This window comes from Nocardiopsis baichengensis YIM 90130 (genome assembly GCF_000341205.1).
In the GTDB taxonomy this organism is placed as follows: Bacteria; Actinomycetota; Actinomycetes; order Streptosporangiales; family Streptosporangiaceae; genus Nocardiopsis_A; species Nocardiopsis_A halophila.
The window spans coordinates 65,822-84,177 of sequence record NZ_ANAS01000005.1; the positions used below are offsets into that span (position 1 = coordinate 65,822).

Annotated in this window: 14 protein-coding genes; 8 read left to right on the forward strand and 6 right to left on the reverse strand. The window is 74.4% G+C overall.

Features of this window, described 5'->3' with window-relative positions; translation table 11 throughout:
• Window positions 1–6 precede the first annotated feature (6 nt).
• Window positions 7–1,743 (forward strand): arginine--tRNA ligase, encoded by a 1,737-nt coding sequence (gene argS / locus C892_RS0103870; RefSeq protein ID WP_017556153.1) that lies wholly within the window; start codon window positions 7–9, stop codon window positions 1,741–1,743.
• A 37-nt stretch (window positions 1,744–1,780) separates the two neighbouring features.
• On the opposite strand, the gene C892_RS29910 is transcribed toward argS, so the two are convergent.
• Window positions 1,781–2,602: a hypothetical protein gene (locus tag C892_RS29910; protein ID WP_017556154.1), complete on the reverse strand. Its 822-nt coding sequence runs from the start codon at window positions 2,600–2,602 to the stop codon at window positions 1,781–1,783.
• Window positions 2,603–3,103: 501 nt separating this feature from the next.
• Between C892_RS29910 and C892_RS0103880 the strand changes: the two genes are divergently transcribed.
• A complete protein-coding gene (locus C892_RS0103880) occupies window positions 3,104–3,736 on the forward strand; it encodes a YceI family protein (RefSeq protein ID WP_017556155.1) in 633 nt (210 codons plus the stop codon).
• A gap of 56 nt (window positions 3,737–3,792) precedes the next feature.
• Here the strand turns inward: C892_RS0103880 and C892_RS0103885 are convergent, their stop codons facing one another.
• Together C892_RS0103885 and C892_RS0103890 are read right to left on the reverse strand one after the other, a co-directional pair.
• A complete protein-coding gene (locus C892_RS0103885) occupies window positions 3,793–4,713 on the reverse strand; it encodes a ribokinase (RefSeq protein ID WP_083934313.1) in 921 nt (306 codons plus the stop codon).
• Window positions 4,714–4,737: 24 nt separating this feature from the next.
• A complete protein-coding gene (locus tag C892_RS0103890) occupies window positions 4,738–5,526 on the reverse strand; it encodes an exodeoxyribonuclease III (RefSeq protein ID WP_193374739.1) in 789 nt (262 codons plus the stop codon).
• A 230-nt stretch (window positions 5,527–5,756) separates the two neighbouring features.
• On the opposite strand from C892_RS0103890, the gene C892_RS0103895 reads away from it, so the two are divergent.
• The 4 genes from C892_RS0103895 (at window position 5,757) to C892_RS0103910 (ending at window position 11,151) form a co-directional block, all read left to right on the forward strand.
• Window positions 5,757–6,485: a response regulator transcription factor gene (locus tag C892_RS0103895; RefSeq protein WP_017538705.1), complete on the forward strand. Its 729-nt coding sequence runs from the start codon at window positions 5,757–5,759 to the stop codon at window positions 6,483–6,485.
• Window positions 6,486–7,889 (forward strand): sensor histidine kinase, encoded by a 1,404-nt coding sequence (locus C892_RS0103900; RefSeq protein WP_017556157.1) that lies wholly within the window; start codon window positions 6,486–6,488, stop codon window positions 7,887–7,889. It begins immediately after the preceding gene.
• 77 nt (window positions 7,890–7,966) lie between these two features.
• Window positions 7,967–9,907: an acyl-CoA dehydrogenase family protein gene (locus C892_RS0103905; RefSeq protein WP_026124125.1), complete on the forward strand. Its 1,941-nt coding sequence runs from the start codon at window positions 7,967–7,969 to the stop codon at window positions 9,905–9,907.
• A gap of 29 nt (window positions 9,908–9,936) precedes the next feature.
• Window positions 9,937–11,151 carry a winged helix-turn-helix domain-containing protein gene (locus C892_RS0103910; protein ID WP_017556159.1) on the forward strand — a complete coding sequence of 405 codons (1,215 nt, stop codon included), beginning with the start codon at window positions 9,937–9,939 and terminating at the stop codon, window positions 11,149–11,151.
• On the opposite strand, the gene C892_RS0103915 is transcribed toward C892_RS0103910, so the two are convergent.
• Together C892_RS0103915 and C892_RS0103920 are read right to left on the reverse strand one after the other, a co-directional pair.
• On the reverse strand, window positions 11,135–12,277 hold the full coding sequence (locus C892_RS0103915) for an acetyl-CoA C-acetyltransferase (protein ID WP_017538701.1): 1,143 nt from the start codon (window positions 12,275–12,277) through the stop codon (window positions 11,135–11,137). The two genes, C892_RS0103910 and C892_RS0103915, sit on opposite strands and share 17 nt — an antisense overlap.
• A gap of 106 nt (window positions 12,278–12,383) precedes the next feature.
• On the reverse strand, window positions 12,384–14,438 hold the full coding sequence (locus C892_RS0103920) for an MFS transporter (protein WP_017556160.1): 2,055 nt from the start codon (window positions 14,436–14,438) through the stop codon (window positions 12,384–12,386).
• 158 nt (window positions 14,439–14,596) lie between these two features.
• Between C892_RS0103920 and C892_RS0103925 the strand changes: the two genes are divergently transcribed.
• Window positions 14,597–15,739: an acyl-CoA dehydrogenase family protein gene (locus C892_RS0103925; protein ID WP_017538699.1), complete on the forward strand. Its 1,143-nt coding sequence runs from the start codon at window positions 14,597–14,599 to the stop codon at window positions 15,737–15,739.
• A 69-nt stretch (window positions 15,740–15,808) separates the two neighbouring features.
• The gene (locus C892_RS31720) at window positions 15,809–15,976 is read left to right on the forward strand and encodes a hypothetical protein (protein ID WP_017538698.1); all 168 of its coding nucleotides are present in this window, start codon (window positions 15,809–15,811) and stop codon (window positions 15,974–15,976) included.
• 10 nt (window positions 15,977–15,986) lie between these two features.
• Here C892_RS31720 and C892_RS0103935 read toward each other — a convergent pair whose 3' ends face one another.
• Complete coding sequence (locus C892_RS0103935) at window positions 15,987–18,251, reverse strand: ATP-binding SpoIIE family protein phosphatase (protein WP_017556161.1); 2,265 nt, start codon at window positions 18,249–18,251, stop codon at window positions 15,987–15,989.
• Window positions 18,252–18,356: the final 105 nt, after the last annotated feature.

Below are 18,356 nucleotides of genomic sequence, written 5' to 3' on the forward strand. Positions count from 1 at the left end.
TGGCCCATGGCCGACCCGCAAGAGATCCTCGCGCGACGGGTCCAGTCCGCCCTCGGTGCCGCCTTCGGGCCCGAGTACGCCGACGCCGACCCCGTCATCCGCCCCTCCCAGTTCGCCGACTTCCAGGCCAACGCCGCGCTGGCGCTGGCCAAGCGACTGGGGCGAAAGCCGCGAGAGGTCGCGGCGCAGATCGTCGAGCACCTGGACTCCGACGACCTGTGCCGCGAGGTGGAGATCAGCGGCCCCGGCTTCGTGAACCTGACCCTGCGCGACGACTGGATCGCCGCCCAGGCCCGCGCCCTGCTCGACGACGCCCGGCTGGGCGTTCCGGTGCAGCGGCGGCAGAACATCCCGATCGACTACTCCGCGCCCAACGTCGCCAAGGAGATGCACGTCGGGCACCTGCGCACCACCGTGGTGGGGGACGCGCTGGCGCGCACCCTGGAGTTCCTCGGGCACAACGTCGTCCGGCAGAACCACGTCGGCGACTGGGGCACCCCCTTCGGGATGCTCATCGAGCACCTGCTCGACGTCGGCGAGGACTCGGCCGAGGCCGAGCTGCTCAAGAGCGACCCCAACGCCTTCTACCAGGCCGCCAAGGGCAAGTTCGACGGCTCGGAGGAGTTCGCCGAGCGCGCCCGCAAGCGGGTGGTGTCCCTGCAGGCCGGGGACGAGGGGACGCTGCAGATCTGGCGCGACCTCATCGAGCTGTCCAAGGCCTACTTCAACCGGGTCTACTCCACGCTGGAGGTCACCCTCACCGACGCCGACCTCGCCGGCGAGAGCATGTACAACGACATGCTCGAAGAGGTCTGCCAGGAGCTGGAGGACCAGGGCCTGGCGGTGATGAGCGACGGCGCCCTGTGCGTGTTCCTCGACGGCTACACCGGCCGCGAGGGCAGGCCGGTGCCGCTGATCATCCGCAAGAGCGACGGCGGCTACGGGTACGCCACCACCGACCTGGCCACCATCCGCTACCGCGCCCGGGAGCTCGAGGCCGACCGCGTGCTCTACGTCGTCGGCGCCCCGCAGAACCTGCACTTCCGGATGGTGTGGGAGACCGCCCGCAAGGCCGGGTGGGTGCCCGAGGGCACCGAGCCGATCCATGTGCAGATCGGCAACGTCCTGGGGTCCGACGGCAAGATCCTGCGCACCCGCAGCGGCAAGCCGATCCGGCTGGTGGAGCTGCTGGACGAGGCGGTCGAGCGCGCCTCCGCCGTGGTCGAGCAGAACCGCCCCGACCTGGACGCCGACACCCGCGCGCACATCGCGCGCGAGGTGGGCATCGGAGCGGTCAAGTACGCCGACCTGTCGGTCTCGCACGACACCGAGTACGTGTTCGACTTCGACCGGATGCTGGCGCTCACCGGCAACACCGGCCCCTACCTGCAGTACGCCCAGGCGCGGCTGCGCTCCATCTTCCGCAAGGGCGGGGTGGCGCCGGAGGAGGCCGCGTCGGGGGCCATCGCCATCGGCGAGAAGGCCGAGCGGGACCTGGCGCTGCGCCTGCTGGGCTTCGGCCCGACGGTGGCGCTGGTCGGCGACGAGCTGGAGCCGCACCGGCTGTGCGGGTACCTGTTCGACCTGGCCCAGGAGCTGACGACGTTCTACGAGCACTGCCCGGTGCTCACCGCCGACACCGAGGAGCGGCGCGCCTCCCGCCTCGCCCTGTGCGCGGCCGCGCTCCGGATCCTGGTGCAGGGCCTGGAGCTGCTGGGCGTCCGCGCCCCGGAGCAGATGTAGGCGCGGCCCCGGCCCGGGCGGCGGGCCGACACCACCGTCAGTGGAAATCCGTCATGTAGGGGCCGCCCGGTTCGGGGGACTCGGACGGCTCCGGGCCGGGGTCCGGCTCCTCCGGCCCCCCTGTGGGCCCGGGGTCGGTCGGCCGCGGGTCGGGGCTCTCCTGGCCGGGCGGGGTGGACGGCGGCTCCGGCTCCCGCGTGGGACGCTCCGGGCGCCGGTCCTCGCGGCCGTCCTCGCGGCCGTCCCGCTCCCGGTCCCCCTCGCCGCCGCCGGAGGAACCGGGCCGCCCGGTGCCCGAGGTCGCGGGCGCGTCCCCGGGCTCGGCCCTCCCGGTGACGCCGGACTCCGCATCGGCCGAGGCGTTCGGGCCCTCGCCGCGGCCGGATCCGGACGGCGTGCCGCTCCCGCCCCCGGTGGTCTCGGCGCCCGGCAGACCGGTGGGGGCCGGGGGAACGTCCACGCCGACCTCCTGCCGGGCCTTGGACAGCCCCGCCCCTACGGCGGCGAACGCGCCGACCGCCAGCACCCCGGCCACCGCGCCCGCGGCGATCTTCCGGTTGCGCGACCGGCGCCGCTCGATGCGGCGGCGCTCGGAGCGCGACAGCGGCGCTTCGGCGCCGTCCCCGGGGACCTCGACCACATCGGCGGGTTCGACGACCTCGGTCGCCCCGGCGGCGAACCCGCCGGGCCGCTCTTCGGCAGGGACGCGGGGTGTGAAGACCGTTTCACGGTCGGAGGAGCGGCCGGACCTGGACGGCGCGCCGCCGAGGGGCACGGTGTAAGCGAAGCCGTCCCCGGCGGACGCCGTGCGCTCGTTGCGCTCTTCGCGCTCGGGTGGCCTGGTGGGGTCTGGGTCCATGGGGATCACGCGCTCCGGAACGGGGAGGGCCGGCGGCGCCGGCTCGGTAGGGCGCCGGTGGGGAGGGCGCGCCAGAAGGAACTGTAAAGAACCGCTCGCGCTCTGCGATACCCGCCCCATGTCGCCCACCCGCCCCCAGATCCCCCCAACCCCCGTGTCAAGGGACGTTCGGGAACGATGGCCGCTCACGCATGTGACGAAAGCGACGCCCCGGCCTCGTCCGCCAGCGGTGCCGCTCCCCTCTCGCCCGGCGCCCCCTCGTCGTTGGGCTCGGGACGTAGGGCCCTTACCGGCGAACTCGGGGCCCATCTGAGATCGACACGGATCCGGCCCGTTAGGGCGCCGACGTCCCAGCACTCAAGCGGCCGCCCGGGACCGGTTCCGGCCGTCGCGGTCGTGACCTGCTGATTCGCGGGCATCCTGAACATTGTGCCGGTCGCCACCCGGCTACGGGGTTTAGCCTGGAAAGCGACAAAACAGTGTCAATAGGGGGAATCAGACATGGTGCACGATCACGGGGCCGGACCGCCGCCCGACGCGCGGCCGCCGCGGCCGGAGCCGGGGACCTGGTACGTCGACCCCGCGCACTCCTGCATCATCTTCGTCGCGCGCTACCTGGGCTTCGGCCGGGTGCAGGGCACCTTCGGCGACGCCTGGGGGACCGTCGACGTCGCCGAGGACCCGCTCGCCTCCAAGGTCGACGCCACGGTGCGCACCGACAGTCTCAGCACCGGCGTCCGGGCCCGCGACGCCCACCTGCGCTCCCCCGACCTGCTCGACACCGCGGCCTACCCGGAGATGCGCTTCACCTCCACCGCGCTGGAGGCCCGCGGGCGCGGCCGCAACGCCTTCCGGATGTACGGCGACCTGACGGTGCACGGCACCACACGGCCGCTGGAGCTGGACTGCCAGTGGGGCGGCGAGGCCCCCGACCTGCAGGACCCCGAGGGCGTGCACGCGCACTTCTTCGCCGCCAACGGCTCCATCACGCTGTCGGACTTCGGCATCGCCGACGTCGGCCCGTCCCCGTGGGGCGCCCGCGTCATCGGCGACACCGTCGACATCGTCCTGGAGGTGCGGGTGCAGAACGCCGACCCGACCGAATGGCTGCGCCAGATCGGCCACCTGCAGTAGGAACCACCGGGCCCCGGGACGGCCCGAGGACCGTCCCGCGGACCCGGCCGCGTGCTCTACCCGGCCAGCAGGGCCTCGATCTCGGTGCGGTGGGGCATCGACGTGCTGGCGCCCTGGCGCTGCACCGACAGCGCCGCCGCCGCGGCCCCGAACTCCATGCTCTCCTCGGCGCCCCGCCCCTCGGCGCGGGCCACCGCGAAGGCGCCGCAGAAGGTGTCCCCGGCCGCGGTGGTGTCCACCGCCTCCACCGGCCGGGAGGGCACGTGCACCGGCTCGCCGCCGCGCTCGCCGTGCAGCGACCCGTCGCCGCCCAGCGTGACCACCGCCTCGGGCACCCGCCGCAGCAGCGCCTCCAGCGCCCGGTGCGGGTCCTGCTCGCCGGTGACCGCCGCCGCCTCGTGCTGGTTGGGCACCAGCAGGTCGACCAGGTCCAGCAGCTCGTCGGGCAGCTCCCGGGCCGGCGCCGGGGTGAGCACGGTGCGCACCCCGGCCTCGCGGGCGGCGCGGGCCGCGGCGACCACGCCCTCCATCGGCAGCTCCAGCTGCAGCAGCAGCGCGTCGCACCCGGCGAGCATCCGCCGCTCGCCGCCGGTCAGGCCGGTCATCGCCCCGTTGGCGCCGGGGACCACGATGATGGAGTTGGCCCCGTCGCCCTCGACCACGATGTGCGCCACCCCGGAGGAGCCGGGAACGGTGCGCAGCTCGGAGGCGTCCACCCCCGAGTCCACCAGGGCGCTGCGCATCTGCGCGCCGAACGCGTCCTCGCCCACGGCGCCGAGGAAGGCCACGTCCCCTCCGGCCCGCGCCGCGGCGATCGCCTGGTTGCCGCCCTTGCCGCCGGGAACCTGGCGGAACTCGGTGCCCGCCACGGTCTCCCCGCTGGCCGGCCGCACCGGCACGTAGGCGACCAGGTCCATGTTGATGCTGCCGTAGACCGCGATGCGCGGGACGGCTCTGGATGCCGATGTCGATGTCACGGAGCCGACTCTACCCAGGTCCGGTCAGTCGACCTCGACGATGACCGGCGCATGGTCGGAGGCGCCCTTGCCCTTGCGCTCCTCCCGGTCGACCCGCGCCCCCGAGACCCGCTCGGCCAGCGCGGGCGAGGCGAGGACGAAGTCGATCCGCATCCCCTTCTTCTTGGGGAAGGACAGGCCCTGGTAGTCCCAGAAGGTGTAGACGCCGGGGCCGGGCGTGTAGGCGCGGGCCGTGTCGGTGAAGCCGGCCTGCTCCAGGGCCGCGAAGGCCGCACGCTCCTTGTCGGTGACGTGCGTCTTGCCCTCGAACTCGGCCATGTCCCACACGTCGTCGTCCTGCGGGGCGATGTTGAAGTCCCCGCACAGGGCGATCTGGGCCCGGGGGTCCTCCGCCAGCCGCGCCGCGCCCTCCGCGCGCAGCGCCTCCAGCCAGCGCAGCTTGTAGTCGTAGTGCGGGTCGTCGATCTCCCGCCCGTTGGGCACGTACAGGCTCCACACCCGCACGCCGCCGCACTCCGCGGACAGCGCCCGCGCCTCGACCTGCTCGGGGTCGCCCCATCCGGGCTGGTCGGGGAAGGAGGTGCGCACGTCCTCCAGTCCGACACGGGAGGCGATGGCGACCCCGTTCCACTGGGAGAGGCCGAAGTGGGCCACCTCGTACCCGGCCTCGGTGAAGACCCCGACCGGGAACTGGTCGTCCCGGCACTTGGTCTCCTGGACGGCGACCACGTCGACGTCGCTGCGCTCCAGCCAGGCCGCGACCCGGTCCTTGCGGGCCCTCATGCTGTTGACGTTCCACGTTGCTATACGCACGGCGACCAGCCTAGTGCTCGGGGGCGACATGGCCGGATGCGGCAGAACGGCCCGGCGGGCGTGTGTCGGGGAGGACAAGGCGCCGCGGCGCTGCCATAGTGCGGGCAGCGGGCGGGTCCGGTGCGGCCGTCCTCCGCACCGGCCCCGCCCGCTGCGCACCGGCGCCGCACCGCGCCTGGGGCATCATGGAGGGCCGGACCCGAACCCGTGCGGCCACCGAGGTAGCAGCCATGACCGACGACTCCCCCGACCAGCGCATCCTCGTCATCGACGACGAGCCGAACATCCGGGACCTGGTCCGCGCCGCCCTGCAGTTCCACGGGTTCACCGTCGACGACGCCGAGGACGGCCAGAGCGGGCTCGCGGCGGCCCGCGGCGCCCGCCCCGACCTGATCCTGCTGGACGTGCTGCTGCCGGACATCAGCGGCTTCGAGGTCTGCCGCAAGCTCCGCGAGGACGGCGACGACGTGCCGGTGATCTACCTGACCGCGCGGGACACCCCCGCCGACACCGTCACCGGGCTCACCCTCGGCGGCGACGACTACGTCACCAAGCCCTTCTCGGTGGAGGCGCTGGTCGCCCGGATCCGCGCCCTGCTGCGCCGCGCCCGCCGCGACCCGGCGGGGGCCGGGGCCGCCGTGCGCGACCAGGGCGGCCTCCTGCGCTACGCCGACCTGGTGCTGGACGACCGCAAGTGGAGCGTGGAGCGCGCCGGGGTGCCGGTGGAGCTCTCGCCCACCGAGTTCCGGCTGCTGGCCTACCTGGTGAACAACGCCGGGCAGGTGGTCACCCGGCGCCAGCTGCTGGAGAACGTCTGGGGCTGGGACTACGCCGGCCAGTCGCAGATCGTGGAGACCTACGTCAGCTACCTGCGCCGCAAGCTCGACCCGCTGGGGCCGCCGCTGATCCGCACCCGCCGGGGCGTGGGCTACGTGCTGCAGTCCCCGGACGGCTCCTAGATGGCCCCGGGGCGGCTGCGCTTCCGGCTGCTGGTCGGCCTGCTCACGGTCACCGCCGCCGGGCTGCTGGTCACCTGCGTGGTCGGGTTCGTGACCCTGCGCGGCTACATCACCGACCGGATCGACGACCAGGTGGTGCTGGCGGCCGAGCGGGCCATGGCGCGGCTGGACAACGACACCCCTCCGGTGGGCGTGGAGGCGCCCAGCCCCTCCCCCTACCTGGTGGTGCTGGTGGACCGGGGAACCGGCCGGGTCAACCAGGTCTACGGCGACCTCGAGCGCGACGACGTGGTGCTGGCGCGGCTGGAGGAGGTGCCGGTGCGCGAACTGCGCCGGCTGGGCGCGACCGAGGAGATCGTCGACCTGGACGGGCGCGAGTCCTCGGTCCCGCCCTACCGGGCCACGGTGCGCCAGCGCGCGAACGGGCTCATGGTCACCGCGGTGCCCACCAACGAGCGCGAGGAGTACCCCTGGAACCTCGTGCTGACGCAGCTGGTCACGGCGGTGCTGCTGCTGGGCGGGCTGCTGCTGGCCGGGCGGTGGCTGATCGGGCGCGGCCTGGACCCGCTGGACCGGATGGCCACCACCGCCGACCGCATCTCCACCGGCTCGGACCTGTCGGCGCGGATGCCGGTGGCCGAGGGCGGCAGCGAGGTGGGGCGGCTGGCGTCGGCGATCAACACCATGCTGGGGCGGCTGGAGCGGGCCTTCGCCGCCCAGCGTGCCTCCGAGGAGCGGGTGCGGGCCTTCGCCGCCGACGCCTCGCACGAGCTGCGCACCCCGCTGACCACCATCCGCGGCTACGCCGAACTGGGCCGCCAGGGCGCCATCCCCGAGCAGGAGCTGTCCGGGGCGATGCAGCGCATCGAGGACGAGGCCGAGCGGATGGGCACCCTGGTCGCCGAGCTGCTGGAGCTGGCCCGGCTGGACCGCACCGGCGCGCTCCACCTGGACGGGGCCGACCTGGTCCGGGTGGTCGGCGACATGGTGGAGGACCACCGGGTGGTGCACCCGGAGCGGCCGGTGGTCCTGCGGGCGCCGGACGCGCTGGAGTGCCGGGTGGACGAGGCCCGGTTCCGCCGGGTGGTGGCCAACCTGCTGGCCAATGCGGCCGAGCACACCCCCGAGGGCACCCCGGTCGAGGTGCGGCTGAGCGCGTCCGGGCCGTACGCGGCGCTGCGGGTGCGCGACGAGGGGCCGGGGATGGGCACCGCGGACCTGGACCGGGCCTTCGACCGGTTCCACCGAGGGACCCGGTCGCCGGGGGGCGGCAGCGGGCTGGGGCTGTCCATCGTGGCGGCGATCGCCGCCGCGCACGGCGGGGACGCGGGCATCGAGTCGGAGCGGGGCACCGGGACGGCGGTCACCGTCCGGTTCCCCTTCGCCCCCGAGGAGCCGGGGTGAGGCGTGGTCGCCCCTACCCGCGGGTAGAGGTGTGATGGAGGCCATACCCCGTATCCACCGGTGAGGTGATCCCCACGATGACCACGGTCAACGGCCGCCCGTCGGCGGCGGGCGCGGACGAGCGGGAGGCGCGGGCGGTCGCCGAGGCCGCGCGGGAGAGCGAGTGGCGCCTGCCCAGCTTCGGCAAGGAGCTCTACCTGGGCCGGTTCCGGCTCGACCTCATCCACCCCTACCCCCGTCCGGACGCCGGGGCCGAGGAGGAGGGCGAGCGGTTCCTCGCCCGGCTGCGCGACTTCTGCGCCACCATCGACGCCCAGCGCATCGAGCGCGAGGAGCGCATCCCCGACGAGGTGGTGCGCGGCCTGAAGGAGCTGGGCGCGCTCGGCATGAAGATCCCCCGCGCCTACGGCGGGCTCGGCCTGGGCCAGGTGCACTACAACCGCGCGCTGACCCTGGTGGGCTCGGTCAGCCCGGCGATCGGCGCGCTGCTCTCGGCCCACCAGTCCATCGGCGTGCCCCAGCCGGTGGCGATGTTCGGCACCGAGGAGCAGAAGCGCGCCCTCCTGCCCCGCTGCGCCGCCACCGACATCAGCGCCTTCCTGCTCACCGAGCCGGACGTGGGCAGCGACCCGGCGCGGCTGCACGCCACCGCCGTCCCCACCGAGGACGGGGCGGCCTACCTGCTCGACGGGGTCAAGCTGTGGACCACCAACGGGGTGGTCGCCGACCTGCTGGTGGTGATGGCCCGGGTGCCCGAGGGCGAGGGGCACCGCGGCGGCGTCAGCGCGTTCGTCGTCGAGGGCGACTCCCCGGGCATCACCGTGGAGCGGCGCAACCGGTTCATGGGGCTGCGCGGCATCGAGAACGGCGTGACCCGCTTCCACCGGGTGCGCGTCCCGGCCGAGAACCTGATCGGCGGCGAGGGCAAGGGCCTCAAGATCGCCCTGTCCACGCTGAACACCGGGCGGCTGTCGCTCCCGGCCATGTGCGTGGGCGCCGGCAAGTGGTGCACCCGCATCGCGCGGGAGTGGGCGCGCGAGCGCGTGCAGTGGGGGCGCCCGGTGGGGCGCCACGAGGAGGTGTCCAAGAAGGTCGCCTTCATCGCCGCCACCACCTACGCGATGGAGGCGATGCTGGAGCTGGCCGGCCAGATGGCCGACGACCGGCGCAAGGACATCCGGATCGAGGCGGCCATCGCCAAGCTGTGGGCCTCCGAGCGCGCCTGGGAGATCGCCGACGAGCTGGTGCAGGTCCGCGGCGGCCGCGGCTACGAGACCGCCGACTCGCTGGCGGCCCGCGGCGAGCGGGGCGTGCCCGCCGAGCAGCTGCTGCGGGACCTGCGGATCAACCGCATCTTCGAGGGCTCCACCGAGATCATGCACCTGCTCATCGCCCGCGAGGCGGTGGACGCGCATCTGTCGGTGGCCGGCGACCTGATCGACCCGGACGCCGACCCGCGGGCCAAGGCGCGGGCCCTGGCCAAGGCGGGCGGGTTCTACGCGTCCTGGCTGCCGTCGCTGGTGGTCGGGCAGGGGCAGCGCCCGGGGTCCTACGCGGAGTTCGGCCCGCTGGCCGGGCACCTGCGCTTCGTGGAGCGGGCCTCGCGGCGGATGGCGCGCTCGACCTTCTACGGCATGTCCCGCTGGCAGGGCGGAATGGAGACCCGCCAGGCGTTCCTGGCGCGGATCGTGGACATCGGCGCCGAGCTGTTCGCGATGAGCGCGGCGGTGGTGCGCGCCCGCCACGAGCACGAGACGGGGCCCGACGGGCGCGGCACGGCCGGGATGGAGCTGGCCGACGCCTTCTGCCGCCAGTCCCGGCTGCGGGTGGAGCGGCACTTCGCCGCCCTGTGGGACAACTCCGACGACACCGACGGCAAGCTGGCCCGCCGCCTCATGGAGGACCGCTACACCTGGCTGGAGGAGGGCGTCCTCGACCCGTCGCTCCCCGGGCCGATGATCGGCCCGTCCGAGCCGGGCCCCTCCGAGGCCGAGGACCAGCACCGCACGATGGGCTGACGGCCGGGGGCGGGTGTACGTTAGCACTCATGTACGAAACGCCCCCTGCGCCGCACCCCCGGCGCGACTCCACCGTCTCCTCGGCGCAGGCCCGGCGCATCGCGCTCGCCGCGCAGGGGTTCGCCGACCGGCGGCCCTCCGGGGCGCCCACCCTGCGGCACGTGCAGCGGGTCGTGGACCGGGTGGGCGTCGTCCAGATCGACAGCGTGAACGTGCTCTCCCGCAGCCACTACCTGCCGTTCTTCTCCCGGCTGGGGCCCTACGACCGGGCCCTGCCCGACCGGGCCGCGTCCCGCCGCGGGGGCCGCCGCCTCGTGGAGTACTGGGCGCACGAGGCCAGCCTGGTCCCGCCGGCGACCCACCGGCTGCTGCGCTGGCGGATGGCGCGGGCCCGGGACGAGGCCTGGGGCGGCATGCGCGAGGTCGCCCGGGACCACGGCGACCTCGTCAAGGCCGTCCGGGAGGAGGTCGAGCGCGCGGGGCCGGCCACCTCCCGCGAGATCGAGGCAGCCCTGGAGCACGACGCACCGCGCGCCAAGGAGCACTGGGGGTGGAACTGGTCCCTGGTCAAGCGCGCGCTGGAGTACCTGTTCTGGTCCGGCGAGGTCACCGCCGACGGCCGGACCGCGCAGTTCGAGCGCCGCTACGACCTGCCCTCCCGGGTCCTGCCGGCCGAGGTGCACGCGGCCCCCGACCCCGACCCGGAGGAGGCCCGCCGCGAACTGGTGCGCATCGCCGCCCGCGCCCACGGCGTGGCCACCGAGCGCTGCCTGCGCGACTACTTCCGCCTCAACGCCGCCCACGGCCGGGCCGCCGTGGCCGACCTGGCCGACTCCGGCGAACTGGTCCCCGTCCGGGTGGAGGGCTGGGGCTCCCCCGCCTACCTGCACCGCGACGCCCGGGTGCCGCGGCGGATCGGGGCCCGCGCCCTGCTGAGCCCCTTCGACTCCCTGGTCTGGGAGCGGGACCGCACCGAGGCCCTGTTCGGCTTCCGCTACCGGCTGGAGATCTACGTCCCCGCCGCGAAGCGGGTGCACGGCTACTACGTCCTGCCGTTCCTGCTGGGCGACCGCCTGGTGGCCCGGGTCGACCTGAAGGCCGACCGGGCCGCCGGGCGGCTGCTGGCGCGCCGCACCACGCTGGAGCCGGACGCGCCCGAGGAGACGTCAGCGGCCCTCCAGGCCGAGCTGGAGTCGATGGCCGGCTGGCTCGGCCTGGAGCAGGGGGTCACACACGCTCGATGACGGTGACGTTGGCCTGGCCGCCGCCCTCGCACATGGTCTGCAGCCCGTAGCGGCCGCCCGAGCGGCGCAGCTCGTGCACCAGCTTGGTCATCAGCACCGCGCCGGTGGCGCCCAGCGGGTGCCCCAGCGCGATCGCGCCGCCGTTGGGGTTCACCGTGGCCATGTCGGCGCCCAGCTCGCGGGCCCAGGCCAGCGGGACCGGGGCGAAGGCCTCGTTGATCTCGGTGACGTCGATGTCGCCGATGGACAGCCCGGCCTTCTCCAGCGCCAGGCGGGTGGCCGGGATCGGCGCGGTGAGCATGTAGACCGGGTCGTCGCCGAGCAGGGACAGCTGCACGATGCGCGCCAGCGGGGTCAGGCCGTGCCGCTCCACCGCCTGCTCCGAGGCGATCAGCACCGCGCCGGCGCCGACCGAGATCTGGCTGGCCACCGCCGCGGTCAGCTCCCACCCCTCGCGCAGCGGGTCCAGGCCGGCCATCTTCTCCAGCGTGGTGTCCGGGCGCACGCCCTCGTCGCGCCCGACCCCGGCCAGGGGCGCGGTCTCGTCGTCGAAGCGCCCGGCCTCCAGGGCGGCGGCCGCGCGCCGGTGGCTCTGCAGCGCGAACTCCTCCAGCTCGGCGCGCTTGAAGCCCCACTTCTCGCACATCAGCTGGGCGCCGCGGAACTGGGAGATCTCCTGGTCCCCGTAGCGGCCGGTCCAGCCGTCGCCGAACAGCGGCAGCCCCTGGTCCAGGGCGAACTTGACGCTGGCGCCCATGGGGACCATGCCCATGTTCTCCACGCCGGAGGCGACCACCAGGTCCTGCGTGCCGGACATGACGCCCTGCGCGGCGAAGTGGATCGCCTGCTGGGAGGAGCCGCACTGGCGGTCGATGGTCACCCCGGCGACGGTCTCGGGCAGCCCGGCCGAGAGCCAGGCGGTGCGCGCCAGGTCGAGCGACTGCGGGCCGACCTGGCTGACGCAGCCCATGACCACGTCTTCGACGGCCCCGGGGTCGGCGCCGGTGCGCTCCATGAGCTCCTTGAGCACGTGGGCGCCCAGGTCCGCCGGGTGCACCCCGGCGAGCGCGCCCTTCTTGGTACCGACGGGGGTTCGGACGGCCCCGACGATGTATGCCTCGGCCATGCTGTCCTCCAGGGGGTCGCGGCCGACTCGGACGGTTCTAACCGAACCATATTCGGTTTCCCTCTCCGCGCCCACCACCGGGGTCGCCGTCGCGGCCCGCAGGGCCCTACAGCGGCCGGCGGTCGGGTTCCTGACCGGCGAGGCCGGCGTCCTCCTCGTCGCCGAGCGTGCTGCGGGCCAGCCGGTGCAGTTCGGCCGCCAGTTCCGGGTCGGCGTCCGGGCCGAAGCCGCGCACCAGCGCGCGCAGCGCCTCCTCCTGGGCGTCGAACAGGCGGCGGGCGGCGTCCCGGCCGCGCCCGGTGAGGCGCCAGGCCTCCGCGTCCTCCCCCGCCTCCACCAGGCCCGCCGTCTCCAGCTCGTCGCGCAGGCCCCGCGCCGGGGACGCCTCCCCGCCCGACAGCTCCTCCAGCTCGCCGGGCGCCATCGGCCCGGTCTCGGCCAGGTGGGTCAGCACCCAGCAGGACCCCGGCGACAGGTCCAGGTGGGCGGCCTCGGCCAGCCGGGCGTACATGGCGCGCGCCCCTTCCACCCCGCAGGCCCGGTAGACCGCCCGCTCGGCCGCCCCGAGCACGCCCCGGTCGGGCCCCTCGGCGCGCACCGGGGCCAGCGCCTCGTCCAGTTCGGGCGGCTCCAGGGTGGTGCGCAGCGGCACCTGGCGCAGGAACAGCGCCAGCACGAACGCGGCCGCCGCCACCGGGACCGCGTACAGGAAGACTGTGTCCACCGAGTCGGCGTAGGCCGCCAGCACCGCATCGCGCACGGCCGCCGGGGCCTCCCGGAGCCGCTGCGGGTCGGACTCCAGCACCGAGGCGTCGAACCCCGGCGGGACCGGCACGCCCCGCAGCCGCTCGGCGATGTTCCCGCCGAGCTGGGAGGCGAACACCGCGCCGAACGCCGCCGCGCCGAAGGAGCCGCCGATGGACCGGAAGAAGGTGGCCGCCGAGGTGGCCGCGCCCAGGTCGCGCTGGGCGGCGGCGTTCTGCACCGCCAGCACCACCACCTGCATGGTCAGCCCCAGGCCGGCGCCGAGCAGGAACAGGTAGGCGGCCATCACCCCGAAGGGGGTGTCCGGGCGCAGGGTCGACAGCAGGTACAGCGCCGCCGCGACCAGCGCGGTGCCCACCACCGGGTAGATCTTGTAGTGCCCGGTGCGGGTGACCAGCTGCCCGCTGCCGATCGAGCACAGGAGCATCCCCGCCACCATCGGCAGCAGGTGCAGGCCCGACTCGGTGGGCGTGTAGCCGTGCACGATCTGCAGGAACAGCGGCAGGTAGGTCATCGCGCCCAGCATCGCGAAGCCGACCGCGAAGCTCACCAGCCCGCCGACGACCACCACCGGGCTGCGGAACAGCCCCAGCGGCAGCACCGGGTCGGCGGCGCGGCGGGCGCTGAACCACCAGGCGGTGCCGCCCGCCAGCGCCGCCGCGACCAGCGCCAGGATCGGCCACGAGGTCCAGTCGTAGGTGGTCCCGCCCCAGGAGGTCACCAGCACCAGGCAGACCGCCACGAGGGCGACCAGGGCGATGCCGGCGTAGTCCACCCGGACCGTGGGCCGCCCGCCGCCCCGGGGCAGCGCCGCCACCAGGGCGACCAGCGCCACCGCCGCCAGCGGGAGGTTGACGTAGAACACCCACCGCCACGACAGGTGGTCCACGATGAACCCGCCGATGAGCGGCCCGGCCACGCTGGTCACCCCGAACACCGCGCCGAAGAACCCCATGTAGCGGCCGCGGCGGCGCGGCGGGACCACGTCGCCGATGACCGACTGGGCCAGCACCATCAGCCCGCCCCCGCCGATGCCCTGCACCGCGCGGAAGAGCACGAGCTGCACGAAGGTCTGCGCGGTGCCGCACAGCGCCGAGCCGAGCAGGAACACCCCCAGGCAGGTGATCAGCACCCATTTGCGCCCCAGCAGGTCGCCCAGCTTGCCCCAGAGCGGCGTGGTGGCGGTGACCGCCAGCAGGTAGGCGGTGACCATCCAGGAGATGTGGCTCAGCCCGCCCAGCTCCGAGGCGATCACCGGCAGGGCGGTGGCGACGATCGTCTGGTCGAGCGCGGCCAGCGCCACCGCCAGCAGCAGGGCCGCCAGGATGACGGCCAGCCGGGGCGCGCCCTCGCCCTGGCGGCCGCGGGTGCGCGACGGAGCCTCGTGCCTGCCCATGCCCCCAAGGCTGGGACGGCGGCACCGGTGGCGCACGCTGCCGCTCCGCCGCCCCGCCGGACTTTACGGTGCCTTGGGCCGGACCCGGCGCTGTAAAACCGAATCTGATTCGGTTACCGTGGTGCCATCCGGCCACCGCCCTGAGGAGGAGCACGCCCATGCAGAGGGAGATCTTCGAGGAGGAGCACGACCTCTTCCGCGAGTCGGTCGCCGCATTCCTGGCCCGAGAGGTGGTCCCGCACCACGACCGGTGGGAGAAGGACGGCATCGTCCCCCGCGAGGTGTGGACCGCCGCGGGCAAGGTGGGGCTGCTCGGCCTGGGAGTGCCCGAGGAGTACGGCGGCAGCGGGGTGAAGGACTACCGCTTCAACGCGGTCGTCTCCGAGGAGATCTGCCGCGCCCACGCCAGCGGCCTGGGCTTCACCCTGCAGAACGACGTGATGGCCCCCTACCTGGTGGAGCTGACCACCGAGGAGCAGAGGCGGCGCTGGCTGCCCGGGTTCAGCAGCGGCGAGCTGATCACCGCGATCGCCATGACCGAGCCGGGCGCCGGCAGCGACCTGCAGGGCGTGCGCACCACCGCGGTCCGCGACGGCGACGACTACGTGCTCAACGGCCAGAAGACGTTCATCACCAACGGCATCAACGCCGACCTGGTCGTGGTGGTGGCCCGCACCGACCCCGACGCCGGGGCGCACGGCATCTCGCTGCTGGCCGTCGAGCGCGGCATGCCCGGCTTCGAGCGCGGCCGCAACCTCGACAAGATCGGGCTCAAGGCCCAGGACACCGCCGAGCTGAGCTTCACCGACGTGCGGGTGCCCGCCGCCAACCTGCTCGGCGAGGAGGGCCAGGGCTTCGTCCACCTCATGGAGCGCCTGCCCCAGGAGCGGCTGTCCATCGCGGTGGCCTCCACCGCCGGGGCCGAGCAGATGCTGGCCGCCACCATCGCGTACTGCAAGGAGCGCACCGCCTTCGGGCGGCCCATCTCGCGCTTCCAGAACACCCGGTTCCTGCTGGCCGAGCTGGCCACCGAGGTGGACCTGGCCCGCACCTACGTGGACCGCGCGATCACCCTGCTCAACCGGGGCGAGCTGACCGTGGAGGACGCCGCCAAGGCCAAGTGGTGGTGCTCGGAGTTGGCCAACAAGGTGATGGACCGGTGCCTGCAGCTGCACGGCGGGTACGGGTACATGATGGAATACCCCGTGGCGAAGGCCTGGCAGGACGCCCGGATCCAGTCGATCTTCGGCGGCACGACCGAGATCATGAAGGAGATCGTGGGCCGGTCGCTGGGCCTGTGACTCCGGGGGCGCCGCCGGGGGCCGACCGCCCCCGGTGCGCACCACCCCCCTAGGGAAGGGATCGGCGGCATGACCGGTGCATGGGACGGCCTGATCGTCCTCGGCCTTCTCGTCCTCCTCCTGGTGATCGGGGTGCGCAGGCTGCGCCCCAGGATGCACATCCCCTGGACCACCGGGGGGATCGTGCTGTTCTTCGTGTTCCTGGTCCTGCTGCTGTGGGCCTGGTCCTGGCGCTGAGCGGGGGCGCCTACTCGGCCTTCATCGGGATCTCGAACCAGACCGCCTTGCCGGTCGGCGTGGGGCGCGAGCCCCAGCGGGAGGCGAGCTGGTCGACGAGGTAGAGCCCGCGGCCGCCCTCGTCGTCGGCGCCCGCGCTGCGGATCCGGGGCAGGCGCAGGTCGTTGTCGAAGACCTCCACCCACACCGAGGCGGCGCCGCGCCGCAGGCGCAGCCAGAAGGTGCTCTCCGGCTCCTCGGGCTCCTCCTCGGCCAGCTCCTCCAGCAGGTCCGACCAGTCCTCGGAGAAGTCCTCGACCGCCCCGTCGGCGCCGCCCCCGCCCGGCGCGGCCGCCTCCACCGAGGAGGAGTCGCGCACCCCTCCGGAGGTGAACTCGCGGCGCACCGGGTGCGGGGCGGCGTGGATGACCACGTTGGTGACGATCTCGGAGACCAGCAGGCAGGCCAGCTCGGCCTGGCCCGCGTCCATGCCCCATTCGGCGAAGGTGGAGGCGGCCAGGTGCCGCGCCTGGGCCACGGTGGGCGCCTCGGCCCGGTACCGCTCCTCGCGCAGCGCCAGCTCCTCGGGGTGGGTGCGCACCACCAGCAGCGCCGCGTCGTCGTCGCTCTCCCCGGGGACCGCGGCCAGCGCGGTGTCGGCGATCCGCTCCACGTCCCGGTCGGCCACCCGGCGCACCCGGTCGCGCAGCCGCTCCAGGGAGCGGCGGGGGTCGGCCTGCCCGCCCACCGGGCGGCGGTCGACCAGCCCGTCGGTGTAGAGCAGCAGCGCCGCACCGGGCGGCAGGGTCACGTCGGCCTGGTGGTAGACGGCCTCGTCGTAGGGGACGCCGCGGGCCTTGCCGCCCAGCAGCGAGTCGGTGACCTCCAGCGCCAGCTCGCCGACCTCGCCCGCGGCGATGAGCAGCGGCGACTGGTGGCCGGCGTTGGCGTAGGACAGCCGGCGCGACCAGGCGTCGTAGACCATGTACAGGCAGCTGACGCTGGGCACCCAGGTGCCGCCCCGGCCGTCCGGGCGGCCCAGTCTGCGCACCCACTCGTCCAGCTCGCGCAGGATGTCCGCGGGCTCGCGGTCGGCCTGGGCGAAGGCGCGCAGCGCGGCGCGCAGCTGGCCCATCACCGCCGCGGCGTGCGGGCCGCGCCCCTCCACGTCGCCCACGACGATGCCCACCCGGCCCGCCGACAGCGGCACCACGTCGTAGAAGTCCCCGCCGACCTGGGTCTGGATGCCGTGCCCGTGCGCCTCCAGCGGCTTGGCCGGTACGTAGCGGTGGGCGATGGAGAGCCCGTCGAAGGGCGGGAAGGAGGCGGGCAGCAGGCTGTTCTGGAAGGCCAGCGCGGTGCTGCGCTCCTCCTCGAAGAGCCGGGCGTTGTCGATGGCCAGCGCCACCCGGGAGGCGAGGGCCCCCACCAGGTCGCAGTCGAAGCCGTCGTAGGCGGCCTTGTCCCGGGGGGTGAGCCGGGACAGCGCCAGGGTGAGCACGCCCAGCAGCTCACCGCGGGCGCGCAGCGGCGCCGCCACCGCCGAGGCCACCCCCACCTGGTCGGCGACCCGGGCCGAGCGCTCGTCCACCATCCCGGGCGGGTGGCGCAGGTCCCCGACGGCCACCGTCTCCAGACGGCGCATGGCCCGGGCGGCGAAGTGCCGCTCGGCATAGCGCACCTCCTGCCCGACGTCGGGCCAGGTGCCGGGGGGAGGGGACCAGCCCTCGGCGTGCACCGAGACCCGGCGCACCAGCCGGTCGTGGTCGTAGAGGTCGATGAAGCAGTGGTCGGCGAACTGGGGGACGAGGGTCTCGGCGACGGCCTTCAGCGCGCTGTCGAACTGCAGCGACCCGGCCAGCCGGGCGCCGATCCGCTCCAGCAGCCCGTACTGCTCCTCCACACGGCCGCTGCGCATCGCCTCGTAGGCGAAGATCGCCATGCCCTCGACGGCGCCGTCGGCGTCGCACATCGGCACCGCCTGGGCGCGTACGTGCATCCAGGCGGCGTCGGCGCGCACCACGGCGAAGGTGCCCTCCCAGGTCTGCCCGCGCAGCACCTGACGGGCGAGCTGCGAGGCGCGCTCGCGGTCGGCCTCGTGCACCCCGATGTCGAGCAGGGAGGAGCCGATCGGGTCGGCGCGGCCGGTGAATCCGAACAGCCGGCGGGCATAGCCGTTCCAGTAGCGCAGGTGGCTGAAGCGGTCGGCCACGATGACGGCGATCTGCGCCTGCTCGACGACCGTCTCCCCGGTGATCGCGCTGTCGTCGTAAAAGGCTTCCCCCCACCGCTTCATTCAGCCGCCACCTTGCCGTCAAGGATCCGCACCATGCCGACCCGCGCGTCCTCCGGATCGCCCCCGCTTTCGCCCGAGCATAGCCCCACAGGGCGAAAATCCGCA